Source organism: Pseudoduganella sp. GW821-FHT05F09, assembly GCF_059419605.1.
This window is the reverse complement of the sequence record NZ_JBWKSD010000006.1, coordinates 430,519-442,940: the sequence shown is the minus strand read 5'-3', so window position 1 is coordinate 442,940 and position 12,422 is coordinate 430,519. Positions and strand designations below refer to the sequence as shown.

The 12,422-nt window shown below is 60.6% G+C and carries 8 protein-coding genes and 3 tRNA genes; 1 reads left to right on the top strand and 10 read right to left on the bottom strand.

The genetic code is table 11. From position 1 onward, the window contains the following. The 10 genes from AC07S4_RS21680 to AC07S4_RS21635 all read right to left on the bottom strand — a co-directional run bounded on the left by AC07S4_RS21680 (nucleotide 1) and on the right by AC07S4_RS21635 (nucleotide 11,381). Nucleotides 1-77 (bottom strand) — tRNA-Asp (locus AC07S4_RS21680). A 44-nt stretch (nucleotides 78-121) separates the two neighbouring features. Next, a tRNA-Val gene (locus AC07S4_RS21675) sits at nucleotides 122-197 on the bottom strand. 41 nt (nucleotides 198-238) lie between these two features. Then, nucleotides 239-526 carry an HU family DNA-binding protein gene (locus AC07S4_RS21670; protein WP_321170254.1) on the bottom strand — a complete coding sequence of 96 codons (288 nt, stop codon included), beginning with the start codon at nucleotides 524-526 and terminating at the stop codon, nucleotides 239-241. Nucleotides 527-713: 187 nt separating this feature from the next. Further along, nucleotides 714-3,125: an endopeptidase La gene (gene lon / locus AC07S4_RS21665; protein WP_228892480.1), complete on the bottom strand. Its 2,412-nt coding sequence runs from the start codon at nucleotides 3,123-3,125 to the stop codon at nucleotides 714-716. Nucleotides 3,126-3,397: 272 nt separating this feature from the next. Then, nucleotides 3,398-4,666, bottom strand: a complete 1,269-nt coding sequence (gene clpX, locus AC07S4_RS21660) for an ATP-dependent Clp protease ATP-binding subunit ClpX (RefSeq protein WP_494988617.1) — start codon at nucleotides 4,664-4,666, stop codon at nucleotides 3,398-3,400. Nucleotides 4,667-4,823: 157 nt separating this feature from the next. Continuing rightward, complete coding sequence (gene clpP, locus AC07S4_RS21655) at nucleotides 4,824-5,441, bottom strand: ATP-dependent Clp endopeptidase proteolytic subunit ClpP (protein WP_161073499.1); 618 nt, start codon at nucleotides 5,439-5,441, stop codon at nucleotides 4,824-4,826. A gap of 38 nt (nucleotides 5,442-5,479) precedes the next feature. After that, the gene (gene tig, locus AC07S4_RS21650; protein WP_161073449.1) at nucleotides 5,480-6,820 is read right to left on the bottom strand and encodes a trigger factor; all 1,341 of its coding nucleotides are present in this window, start codon (nucleotides 6,818-6,820) and stop codon (nucleotides 5,480-5,482) included. Between the two features lie 33 nt (nucleotides 6,821-6,853). Continuing rightward, nucleotides 6,854-6,940: transfer RNA gene (locus tag AC07S4_RS21645), tRNA-Leu, on the bottom strand. 203 nt (nucleotides 6,941-7,143) lie between these two features. Beyond that, nucleotides 7,144-10,230 carry an efflux RND transporter permease subunit gene (locus AC07S4_RS21640; RefSeq protein ID WP_494988616.1) on the bottom strand — a complete coding sequence of 1,029 codons (3,087 nt, stop codon included), beginning with the start codon at nucleotides 10,228-10,230 and terminating at the stop codon, nucleotides 7,144-7,146. Further along, on the bottom strand, nucleotides 10,227-11,381 hold the full coding sequence (locus AC07S4_RS21635; RefSeq protein ID WP_494988615.1) for an efflux RND transporter periplasmic adaptor subunit: 1,155 nt from the start codon (nucleotides 11,379-11,381) through the stop codon (nucleotides 10,227-10,229). Before AC07S4_RS21635 ends, AC07S4_RS21640 begins: the two co-directional genes overlap by 4 nt. A gap of 152 nt (nucleotides 11,382-11,533) precedes the next feature. On the opposite strand from AC07S4_RS21635, the gene hpnC reads away from it, so the two are divergent. After that, nucleotides 11,534-12,400, top strand: coding sequence for a squalene synthase HpnC (gene hpnC / locus AC07S4_RS21630; RefSeq protein WP_494988614.1), 867 nt, complete (start codon nucleotides 11,534-11,536; stop codon nucleotides 12,398-12,400). The last annotated feature ends 22 nt before the right edge of the window (nucleotides 12,401-12,422 follow it).

Here is a 12,422-nt window from a genome sequence, read left to right as displayed (position 1 = left end):
TGGCGGAGCGGACGGGACTCGAACCCGCGACCCCCGGCGTGACAGGCCGGTATTCTAACCAACTGAACTACCGCTCCAGCAAATACAGGTACAGCATCACTGTTACTGCGCTTGGTTTGACTGGTGGGCGCTGAGAGGCTCGAACTCCCGACCTAAGCCTTGTAAGGGCTCCGCTCTACCAACTGAGCTAAGCGCCCAATCAAACCGCTCCAGTGAGCCAGCGGCTCACCGAAGTCCGTTAGTTTACTGCATCCTTCAAAGCTTTGCCAGCTTTAAATTTAGGAACTTTGGCTGCTTCGATCACGATTTCTTCTTTCGTGCGCGGATTGCGGCCGGTGCGGGCAGCGCGTTCGCTCACGGAGAAAGTGCCAAAGCCGACCAGGGTGACGCTGTCGTTCTTGGCCAGAGTAGTAGTTACGCCATCGATCACCGCATCCAGTGCGCGCGCAGCAGCCGCTTTCGAGATGTCAGCGGAAGTGGCAATATGGTCGATCAATTCAGTCTTGTTCACAAGCTTCCCCGTCACAAAGGTTTATATCGTTTATACCGTTTTTACACGGCAGAGAAAATCTCAGGCCGTATTAAACAAGCCGTGCAACGTTGTGTCAAGGGAAACACAGTACAAAACCACAGCAAAAGTTAAAACAGGCGCTTAAAAAGCGCCTGTTTGTGGTTGAAGGGACAATTAATGCGAGCTGTCCCGGCGGATGGGCTTAGTGTTTGACCACTTCGCCTTGTCCGTCAACTTTGGCCGCCGCAGCCGCCACCGCCTCTACCGGCGGGGTTTCCACGATGGCTTGCGGCTGGCGCTCGAGTGCGATTTCCAGCACTTTGTCGATCCAGCGCACCGGCACGATTTCCAGCTTGTTTTTCACATTGTCCGGAATTTCGGCCAGGTCTTTCACGTTCTGCTCGGGGATCAGCACCGTCTTGATGCCGCCGCGATGCGCCGCCAGCAGCTTCTCTTTCAGGCCGCCGATCGGCAGCACTTCGCCGCGCAGCGTGATCTCGCCCGTCATCGCCACGTCTGCGCGCACCGGGATGCCGGTGAACACGGACACCAGCGCGGTCGTCATCGCGATGCCGGCCGAAGGACCGTCTTTCGGCGTGGCGCCTTCAGGAACGTGGATGTGGATATCGCTCTTTTCAAACACCTCGGATTTGATGCCGAGGCGGTTGGCGCGGCTGCGCACGACGGTGCGCGCCGCTTCGATCGATTCCTTCATCACGTCGCCCAGGGTGCCGGTGCGGATTACGCCGCCCTTGCCCGGCATGGTCACGGCTTCGATGGTCAGCAGATCGCCGCCCACTTCGGTCCATGCCAGACCGACCACCTGGCCCACCTGGTTTTCCTTCTCGGCCACACCGAAGTCGTAGCGGCGCACGCCCAGGAACTTGTCCAGGTTTTTCGGCGTCACGGCGACCTTTTTCTCGGTCTTCTTCAGCAGCAGCATCTTCACCACCTTGCGGCAGATCTTGGACACTTCGCGTTCCAGCGAACGCACGCCGGCTTCGCGGGTGTAGTAGCGGATGATGTCGCGCAGCGCGGCTTCCGATACCGAGATCTCTTCTTCCTTCAGACCGTTGTTCTTGATCTGCTTCGGCAGCAGGTAGCGCTGCGAGATATTGGTTTTCTCGTCTTCCGTGTAACCCGACAGGCGTATCACTTCCATGCGGTCCAGCAGGGCCGGCGGGATGTTGTACGAGTTCGAAGTCGCCACGAACATCACGTCGCTCAGGTCGAAGTCCACTTCGATGTAGTGGTCCGAGAAGGTGTGGTTCTGTTCAGGATCCAGCACCTCCAGCAGAGCCGACGACGGATCGCCGCGGAAGTCCGCGCCCATCTTGTCGATTTCGTCCAGCAGGAACAGCGGATTGCGCACGCCCACTTTCGCCAGCGACTGCAGCACCTTGCCCGGCATGGAGCCGATGTAGGTACGGCGGTGGCCACGGATCTCGGCTTCGTCGCGCACGCCGCCCAGGGCCATGCGCACGAACTTGCGGTTCGTGGCGCGGGCGATGGACTGGCCCAGCGAGGTCTTGCCGACGCCCGGAGGACCCACGAAGCACAGGATAGGCGCCTTCAGCTTGTCGACGCGCTGCTGCACCGCGAGGTATTCCAGGATGCGTTCCTTGACCTTGTCCAGGCCATAGTGGTCGCCCTCGAGCACTTTCTCGGCGTTCGCCAGGTCGTTGTTGACCTTGGATTTTTTCTTCCACGGCAGGCCGACCAGGGTGTCGATGTAGTTGCGCACCACGGTGGCTTCGGCCGACATCGGCGACATCAGCTTGAGCTTTTTCAGCTCGGCGTTGGCCTTGTCCAGCGCCTCTTTCGGCATCTTGGCGGCAGCCACTTTCTTTTCCAGCTCGTCCAGGTCCGCGCCGTCTTCGCCCTCGCCCAGTTCCTTCTGGATGGCCTTGACCTGCTCGTTCAGGTAGTACTCGCGCTGCGACTTCTCCATCTGGCGCTTGACGCGGCCACGGATGCGCTTTTCCACCTGCAGGATGTCGAGCTCGCCTTCCAGCTGGCCGAGCAGGTGCTCCAGGCGCTTGGCGACGTTGAAGATCTCCAGGATGACCTGCTTCTGCTCCAGCTTGAGCGGCAGATGGGCAGCCACGGTGTCGGCCAGGCGGCCGGCGTCGTCGATGCCGGACAGCGAAGCCAGGATTTCCGGTGGAATCTTTTTGTTCAGTTTGACGTACTGGTCGAACTGCTGGACGATGGCGCGGCGCATCGCTTCGATTTCCGAATCGTCGCCCACCTCGGAATCGAGCGGGGTCAGATCGGCCACGAAGTGCGTCGGCGCGTCGGTGATTTTGTTGATGCGGGCGCGCTGGGCGCCCTCGACCAGCACCTTGACGGTGCCGTCCGGCAGTTTCAGCATCTGCAGGATATTGGCCACGCAACCGATTTCATAGATGTCGGAGGCGGAAGGTTCGTCCTTGGCGGCAGCTTTCTGGGCGGCGAGCATGATGCTCTTGCCCTGCTCCATCGCGGCTTCCAGCGCCTTGATCGACTTGGGGCGACCTACAAACAGCGGTATCACCATATGCGGGAAAACTACAACATCCCGCAGCGGCAATAACGGCAGTTGAGTTTGCTCAGTTAATTTGGAAGTTGTCATGGCGTACCTTATGTGAAAGCGTGTTGCAGATATTGGCGCAAAGATGCCAAATCACAAGACCCGGCAGATAATAATTCTCTGAAATACTGTGTATTGCTTAACAGAGAGACTGCCGTGCTATAAAAATATGCAAACTCAAATAAAAAAGCCACGCGCGACGCAGGCATCGCGTGTGGCTTTCCGAATGAAGCCTGCATTCTCTTATTGATTTAAATTGTACCGCCTTGCCCCATGGATGCAAAACGAATTTTGCGCATGTGTGCAGTACTTATTTAATTTTCACCAGAGGCTTTTGGGGTTTCCTGATAAATGAGCAAGGGTTTCGCGCCGCTGGTGATGGTATTTTCATCAATCACCACTTTGCTCACATTCTGCTCATTTGGCAGTTCATACATCACGTCCAGCAATGCGTGTTCCAGGATGGAGCGCAGGCCGCGCGCGCCGGTCTTGCGGGCCAGCGCCTTCTTGGCGATGGCGTGCAATGCGGCCGGGCGGATCTCCAGCTCGGAGCCTTCCATGTCCAGCAGCTTGGCGTACTGCTTGACCAGGGCGTTCTTCGGTTCGACCAGGATCTGGATCAGCGCTTCCTCGGTCAGTTCGGCCAGGGTGGCGATCACCGGCAGACGGCCCACCAGTTCCGGGATCAGGCCGAACTTCACCAGGTCGTCCGGCTCCGCCTGCAGCAGCACGTCCGACAGCGCGCGCTGCTCCTTGCTCTTGACCGAGGCCGAGAAGCCGATGCCGCTCTTCTCCGAACGGTTGGAGATGATCTTGGCCAGCCCGTCGAAGGCGCCACCGCAGATGAACATGATGTTGGTGGTGTCGATCTGCACGAAGTCCTGATTCGGGTGCTTGCGGCCGCCCTGCGGCGGCACCGAGGCCATGGTGCCCTCGATCAGCTTGAGCAGCGCCTGCTGCACGCCCTCGCCCGACACGTCGCGCGTGATGGACGGGTTGTCGGACTTGCGCGAAATCTTGTCGATCTCGTCGATGTAGACGATGCCGCGCTGCGCCTTCTCCACATCGTAGTTGCAGCTTTGCAGCAGCTTCTGGATGATGTTCTCGACGTCTTCGCCCACGTAGCCGGCTTCGGTCAGGGTGGTGGCGTCGGCGATCACGAACGGCACGTTGAGCATGCGGGCCAGGGTCTGCGCCAGCAGGGTCTTGCCCGAGCCGGTGGGACCGACCAGCAAGATGTTGCTCTTGGCCAGTTCGATGTCATCCTTCTTGCCCAGGTGCTTCAGACGCTTGTAGTGGTTGTACACCGCAACCGACAGGATGCGCTTGGCGGTCTGCTGGCCGATGACGTACTGGTCCAGCAATTCCTTGATTTCGTGCGGGGTCGGCAGGTCGGACTTGGCGCCGGTGACCGACTCGATGCTGGACGTCTCGTCGCGGATGATGTCGTTGCACAAGTCGATGCATTCGTCGCAGATGAAGACGGACGGGCCGGCGATCAGCTTCTTGACCTCGTGCTGGCTCTTGCCGCAGAACGAGCAGTAGAGGAGTTTTTCGCCGCTGGAGGATTTTTTCTCGGACATGGGACTTGTTTAAGTAGTTGCAATATTGGTGCGGGTACACGCCGCGAAGCAAGCTGTGCGGCGGCGTACATAGCACATGCTACCTGAAATAAAAAAGAAACGCCCGGAACGTTGTAGCGTCCGGGCGTCTTTTTTGGTTCTCAGCGCTGAGGACGCATTAGCCGCGGCTGGTCAACACTTTGTCGATCAGGCCGTATTCGGTGGCCTCCTCGGCGGACAGGAATCGGTCGCGGTCGGTGTCCTTGGCGATCTGTTCCACCGTCTGGCCGGTACGTTCGGCCATGATCGAGTTCAGGCGATGGCGCAGGTAGAGGATTTCCTTGGCCTGGATTTCGATGTCCGAAGCCATGCCCTGCGAGCCGCCCGACGGCTGGTGAATCATGATGCGCGAGTTCGGCAGCGAGAAACGCTTGCCCTTCGCACCTGCCGCCAGCAGGAAGGCGCCCATCGACGCCGCCATGCCGGTGCACAGGGTGGACACGTCCGGCTTGATGAACTGCATCGTGTCGTAGATCGCCAGGCCGGCCGAAACCGAACCGCCAGGAGAGTTGATGTAGAGCGAGATATCCTTGTCCGGATTTTCGCTCTCCAGGAACAGCAGCTGGGCCACGATCAGATTGGCCATCTGGTCGTTGACTGGACCCACCATGAAAATCACACGCTCCTTCAACAGGCGCGAATAGATATCATAGGAGCGCTCGCCGCGGCCGCTTTGTTCAATCACCATCGGCACCAGGCCGAGCATTTCGGTGTCGAGTGCCGGATTACGGTTCATCATGCATTTTCCTTGTGATGCAGCTTCTTTAAGCTGGATTACGCTTGCGCGTTGCTTCCCATCAGCTCGTCGAAGGCTACCGCTTTCGACGTGGTTTTCGACAGGCCCAGAACGAAGTTAACGACGTTTTCTTCTAATACAAGGGCTTCGACTTCAGCCAGACGGCGGCGGTCGCTGTAGTAGTACTTCAGCACTTCGCGCGGATCTTCGTAGCTTTGGGCGAAATCTTCCACTTGCGCTTTGACTTGCTCAGGCAGCGCTTGCAGCTTGTTCTCGTTGACCAGCTGCGACAGGATCAGGCCCAGGCGCACGCGGCGCTCGGCCTTGTCGGCGAACAGTTCTGGCGGGAATGGCACGTCTTTGACGTTCATGCCGCGCTGAGCCATGTCCTGGCGGGTCATTTCGGCCAGGCGCTCGGTGTCCTGGGCGATCAGGGCTTGCGGCACGTCCAGGGTGGCGGACTTGACCAGCGCATCCATCACGGCTTCCTTGTTGCGTGCTTTCACACGGCCGGTCACTTCGCGTTCCAGGTTGACCTTGATGTCTTCGCGCATTTTGGCCAGGTCGCCGTCGGCTACGCCCAGCGATTTGGCGAATTCAGCATCGACTTCCGGCAGGTGCGCCCATTCCAGCTGTTTCAGGGTGATGGTGAACTGGGCGGTTTTGCCGGCCACGTCCTTGCCATGGTAGTCCTCTGGGAAAGCCAGATCGAAGGTCTTGGATTCGCCGACTTTCAGGCCCACGGTGGCGGCTTCGAATTCCGGCAGCATGCGGCCTTCGCCCAGCACGAACGGGTAGTCTTCAGCTTTGCCGCCTGGGAATTCCACGCCGTCGATCGAGCCGACGAAGTCCACGGTCACTTTGTCGCCATTGGCGGCGATAGGAGCACCGCCGTCGCCGTGTTCACCGGCTTCGCCCTTGGTGTGGAAGTGCACGCGCTGCTTGCGCAGGATTTCGATGGTCTTGTCGATTTCCGCGTCCGACACTTCGGCTTTCACGGTTTCGATTTCAACGGTGGACAGGTCGCCGATGACGACTTCCGGATACACTTCGAACGTAGCGTCGAAAGCCAGCTGGCCTTCAGGCGAATCGTTCTTCGGTTCGATGCGCGGGTAGCCTGCTACGCGCAGTTCCGCTGCGTTGGCGGCGTCGTTGAACGCGCGGCCGACCTTATCGTTCAGCACTTCGGTTTCGATCTGATAACCGAATTGTGCGGCGACCATTTTCATGGGCACTTTGCCAGGACGGAAGCCTGGTGCCTTAGCCGATTTGGCTTGCACTTTCAGGCGCTTCTCAACTTCCGTGCGGACTTCGCTCAGCGGGAAGGAGATCGTGATACGACGTTCGAGTTTGCCCAGGGTTTCGACTGCAGTTGCCATGTAAAAATCGTCCAAAAAATATAAAGAATACTGTGGTGCGAGGAGGGGGACTCGAACCCCCACACCATTGCTGGCGTCAGGACCTAAACCTGGTGCGTCTACCAATTTCGCCATCCTCGCGGCGTATTTGTACAAAAGCAAAGGGCGGGCCGTTTTCAATAAAGGTCCATTGAAAAGGGGCCGCCCCACCCCGCCTCAGCAGGGGCTTTCAACTTCAACGCGGTATTTTACTGTTTTTTTCCGAGTACGGAAGGGTTTTTTAACTCAAACACAACATTAAAAATGTAATGCCTTGATTCCTCTGCAATTTACCCTTGCGCCGCTCACGTTTGCACCGGTTTTTTGACGCGGAACCATGCCGCGTACAGCGCCGGCAGGAACAGCAGCGTGAGCGCCGTGGCCAGTATCAGCCCGCCCATGATGGCCACCGCCATCGGCCCCCAGAACACGGAACGCGACAGCGGTATCATGGCCAGCGCCGCCGCGGCCGCCGTCAGGATGATGGGGCGGCAGCGCCGCACCGCCGATTCCACGATGGCGTCCCACGGCGCCACGCCGGACTTGATGTCCTGCTCGATCTGGTCCACCAGGATCACAGAATTACGGATAATCATGCCGAACAGCGCAATAATGCCCAGATTCGCCACAAAGCCCAGCGGACGCCCCAGCAGCAGCAAGGCCGCCGCCGCGCCGGCCACGCCCAGCGGGCCGGTGAGGAACACCAGCAGCGCGCGCGAGAAACTGTGCAGCTGCAGCATCAGCAGCGTGAAGATGATAAAGATCGCCAGCGGCAGGTTGGCCGAAATCGACGCCTCCGCCTCGCTGCTGTCGGACGCCGCGCCCTTGACGTCGATGCGGTAGCCGGCCGGCAGGTTCTTGCGCAGCTCGGCCAGTTTGGGATCGATCTGCCCCGTCACGGTGGGGCCTTGTATGCCTTCCACCACATCGGACTGCACGGTAATCGCCCATTCGCGGCCTTCACGCCACACCACGCCCGGCTCCCACACGAAATGCACGCGCGCCAGCTGGCCTATGGTGACCGACTTGCCGCTAGGCGTAGGAATATTGGTGTCGTTCAAGATGGAGATGGTGCTGCGCTCCTCCAGCGGCTGGCGCACCTGGATGTCGATCAGCTTGATGCCGTCGCGGAACTGGCCCACCGTGGTGCCTGACAGGATGGTGTTCGCGGCCCGCATCACCGTTTGCGTGGTCACGCCCAGCGCGCGCATCTTGTCCTGGTCCAGGTCCATGCGCAGCACTTTCACGGACTCGTTCCAGTTGTCGTTCACGCCCAGCGTGTTCGGATTGGCGCGCATGATGTCCTTCACCTGGTCGGCGATGGCGCGCACCTTCTCCACCTCGCCGCCGGTCACGCGGAACTGCACCGGATACGGCACGGGCGGACCGTTCGGCAGCAGCTTCACACGGCCGCGCACTTCGGGGAAGTCCACCTTGAACAGATCGGTGATCTTCTGGCGCAGTGCTTCGCGCGCCTTCAGGTCCTTGGGCAGCACCACGAATTGCGACACGTTCGTCTGCGGGAAAATCTGGTCCAGCGGCAGGTAGAAGCGCGGGCTGCCGGTGCCGACGTAGCTGGTCACACTGACCACGCCTTCCTGCTTCTGGATATAGGCTTCGAATTTCTTGACCTGCTTTTCATTGGCGGCGAAGGAAGTCCCTTCCGGCATCCAGATTTCCACCATCAGTTCCGGGCGGCTGGAGTCCGGGAAGAACTGCTTCTCGATAAAGCCGAAGCCGTACACGCCGAGGAAGAAGACGGCCAGCGTGGCGGCGATGGTGGTCTTGCGCCATTCAACGCACCAGTTCACCACAGCGCGGAATTTGCGGTAGCCGGGGGTGTCGAACAGTTCGTGGTGCCCGTCGCCATGGGGCTGCACTTTCAGCAGCAGGTAGCCGATGTAGGGCGTGAAAATCACCGCCACGAACCACGAAATGATCAGCGCAAGCGCGTTCACCGAGAACAGCGTGAAGGTGTACTCGCCCGCCGCCGACTTGGCCAGGCCGATGGGCAGGAAGCCCGCCACGGTAATCAGCGTACCGGTCAGCATGGGCAGCGCGGTGGACGTGTAGGCGAAGGTGGCGGCGTCGAAGCGCGAGAAGCCCTCCTCCATTTTGCGCACCATCATTTCCACGGCGATGATGGCGTCATCCACTAGCAGGCCGAGGGCGATAATCAGCGCGCCCAGCGAAATCTTGTGCAGGTCGATGGAGAGCATGCGCATGAACAGGAAGGTCACGGCCAGCACCAGCGGGATGGTCAGCGCCACCACCAGGCCGGGACGCGCATCCAGGCGGAACTTGGGCTTGGTGTGCATGCCCAGCGAGACGAAGCTCACCGCCAGCACGATCAGCACCGCCTCGATCAGCGTGTGCACGAACTCGCCCACCGAGGCCTTGACGGCTTCAGGCTGGTCCGACACGCGCTGCAGCTCGATACCGACCGGCAGCTTGGCTTTCATCTCGGCCACGGTCTTCTCCATGCTCTGGCCCATCTTGATGATGTTGCCGCCCTTCTCCATCGACACGCCCAGGCCTATCACTTCCTTGCCGTTGAAGCGCATCTTCTCGGTCGGAGGATCTTCGTATTCGCGCTTGATGGTGGCGAAGTCGCCCAGGCGGAAAGTGGTGCCGTTGGCGCGCAGCTCCAGCTCCTCGAGCTCCTTGACGGACTTGAAGGCGCCGCTGACGCGCACTTGCAGGTTGTCGGTCGGCGTCACCAGCACGCCGGACGATTCCACCGTGTTCTGCGTGGCGATCTGGCTGACGATGGACTCGAACGGTATGCCCAGCTGGGCAAACTTCTTGTGCGAGAACTCGATATTGACCTTTTCGTCCTGCACGCCGAACAGCTCGACCTTGGACACCTGCGACACGCCCAGCAGCTGCTGGCGCACGAAGTCCGCGTAGTCCTTCATTTCGGCGTAGGTGAAGCCGTCGCCGGACAGCGCGAAGATGGAACCGTAGGTATCGCCGAATTCGTCGTTGAAGAACGGCCCCTGCACGCCTTGCGGCAGCGTGCCCTTGATGTCGCCTATCTTCTTGCGCACCTGGTACCAGGCCTCGGCCGTCTCGCTCGGCGGCGCGGACTCGCGCAGCTTGACCATGATCAGCGTTTCGCCGGGCTTGGAATAACTGCTGATTTCGTCGATGTGCGGCGTTTCCTGGAGCTTCTTCTCCAGCTTGTCGGTCACCTGCTGCGCCATCTGCAGGGAGGTGGCGCCCGGCCAGAAGGCGCGCACCACCATCACGCGGAAGGTGAACGGCGGGTCCTCGTCCTGGCCAAGATTGGCGTAGCTCAGCATGCCGCCGAGCAGCAGCACAGCCATCAGGTAGCGCGTCAGCGGGATATGCTCAAGCGCCCAGCGTGAGAGATTGAAGCCGTCCTTCATTTGGCGGCTCCGGCAACCGCCTTGGCCGCTGCGGGTTTATTCAGCTCCGGTTTGCTCAGTTCATCGCCCAGTATCCGGACCTTCTGGCCCGGCTTGAGCACGTTCACGCCAGCGGTCACCACGGTCTGGCCGGCCTTCACGCCGGAAGCCAGCACGATGTCATTGCCCGCCACGCCGGCAGGCACCACCGGCACCAGCTTCACCGCGCCGTTTTCAACCACCCACACCGAAGTGGTGGCTTTTTCATAATGCAGCGCCGTCAGCGGCACCTTGATCTGCGGCTGCGCGGTCTTGGAAGCGAATTGCACCACGGCCGTCATGCCCAGCTTGGCCTCGCCCAGGCTGGGCGGAATGGTGACCTTCACGGCATAGGTGCGCGTGGCCGGGTCGGCCGCAGGGGAAATCTCGCGGATTTTGCCGGGAACGGCGTGCTGCGGGCTGGCCCACAGGCGCACCTGCACGTCCGAAATGGTTTTCAGCGCATCGACCTTGTCTTCGGGGATGCCGATGACGATTTCCTTGTCGCCGGACTTGGCCACGCGCACCACCGGCGTACCGGCCGCCACCACCTGGCCGGCTTCCGCGTCCACCGCGGTCACCACGCCATCCACATCGGACACCAGCGCAGCGTAGCCGGCCTGGTTGGCCTGCGCGCGGTAGCCCGCCTGGGCCGCGTCCACATTGGCCTGGGCCGATTTATAGGCCGAGTCCTTGCCGTCCAAAATGGTCTGGGCGACGAAATTCTGCGCCTTCAGGTCCTGGTAGCGCTTCAGTTCCGCCTTGGCGAAGTCGCGCGAGGTTTCCGCCGCCCGCAGCGCGGCCAGCGCCTGCGCCTGCGACAGTTTCAGGTCCTGCGGGTCCAGCTGCATCAGCTGCTGGCCTTTTTTCACCACCGAGCCCACGTCCACGCTGCGCGACACGATTTTGCCCGGCACGCGGAAGCCCAGGCGCGACTCCACGCGCGCCCTCACCTCGCCCGAGAACTCGGCGTTCACATCGACGTCGCTGCTTTGCAGCACAATGGCGCGTACCGGGCGGATGTCTTCGGTCTTTTCGGCCGGCTTGCTGCAGCCCGCCAGCAGGACGGCGGCGGCGCAGATTGTCAGCCCGCCGATGGCGTGGGAAGGACGCAATTTTTTCAGGGAGTACACAATAATTCCTTTTGCTGTGGATTGCGGTGATAACACTTTGCCACTATGATGGTTCCGGCCAGAAAGTAAATGACTTTCCGTTAATTAAAAATTATAAGCTGTGACACAATCTTTGCAAATGACTTTTGCGTCATTTACTTGAATATCCCTATATGTCAGTAGACCATTACGAGAACTTCCCCGTTGCCTCCATCCTGCTGCCGCGCCGCCTGGCGCCGGCGGTGGAGGCGATTTACGCCTTCGCGCGCAGCGCCGACGACATCGCCGACGAAGGCGACGCCACGCCCGAACAGCGCCTGGCCGCGCTGGACGCCTATGAGCAGGCGTTGGACCGGATCGAGGCCGGGGAGCTCAATGCCGACCCGATATTCGTCCGCCTGGCCGCCACCATCGCGCAGCACGACCTGCCACTGCGGCCTTTCCGCGACCTGCTTTCCGCCTTCAAGCAGGACGTGAGCGTCACCCGCTATGCCACTTACGACAGCCTGCTGGACTACTGCGCCCGCTCGGCCAACCCGGTCGGGCTGCTGATGCTGTCGCTGTACGGCGAGGCGGACGAGGACAACGTGCGCGATTCGAACGCGATTTGTTCTGCATTACAGATTATCAACTTTTTGCAGGATGTGGCCATCGATCTGCATAAAGAGCGTATCTATTTGCCGATGGAGGACCTGGCCCGCTACGCGGTGTCGCCTGCGGCGCTGGACCACCCCGGCGGCACCGCCAAGTGGCGCGCCCTGATGAAGTTCGAAGTAACGCGCGCCCGCGCCCTGATGCTGTCCGGCGCGCCGCTGGCCGTGCGCCTGCGTGGACGGATAGGCCTGGAGCTGCGCATGGTGGTGCAAGGCGGCTTGCGCATCCTGGAGTCGATCGAGGAAGTGGACTACGACGTGTTCCGCCGCCGTCCCAAGCTCACCCGCAAGGACTGGATGAAGGTGATCTGGCGCGGCCTGAGGATGAAGGCGCGCATGAAAGCAGGCATGAAAAGCCCCCCGGCTGCGGCGCTTCCCTTAGAATAGCGGCTTCGATCGCCTCACCCTT

What these genes read in the sequence shown, in the direction of transcription:
- lon (WP_228892480.1), bottom strand. Translation starts at nt 3,125, where the DNA reads ATGACAACTTCCAAATTAACTGAGCAAACTCAACTGCCGTTATTGCCG.
- hpnC (WP_494988614.1), top strand. Translation starts at nt 11,534, where the DNA reads ATGTCAGTAGACCATTACGAGAACTTCCCCGTTGCCTCCATCCTGCTG.
- AC07S4_RS21640 (WP_494988616.1), bottom strand. Translation starts at nt 10,230, where the DNA reads ATGAAGGACGGCTTCAATCTCTCACGCTGGGCGCTTGAGCATATCCCG.
- tig (WP_161073449.1), bottom strand. Translation starts at nt 6,820, where the DNA reads ATGGCAACTGCAGTCGAAACCCTGGGCAAACTCGAACGTCGTATCACG.
- clpP (WP_161073499.1), bottom strand. Translation starts at nt 5,441, where the DNA reads ATGAACCGTAATCCGGCACTCGACACCGAAATGCTCGGCCTGGTGCCG.
- clpX (WP_494988617.1), bottom strand. Translation starts at nt 4,666, where the DNA reads ATGTCCGAGAAAAAATCCTCCAGCGGCGAAAAACTCCTCTACTGCTCG.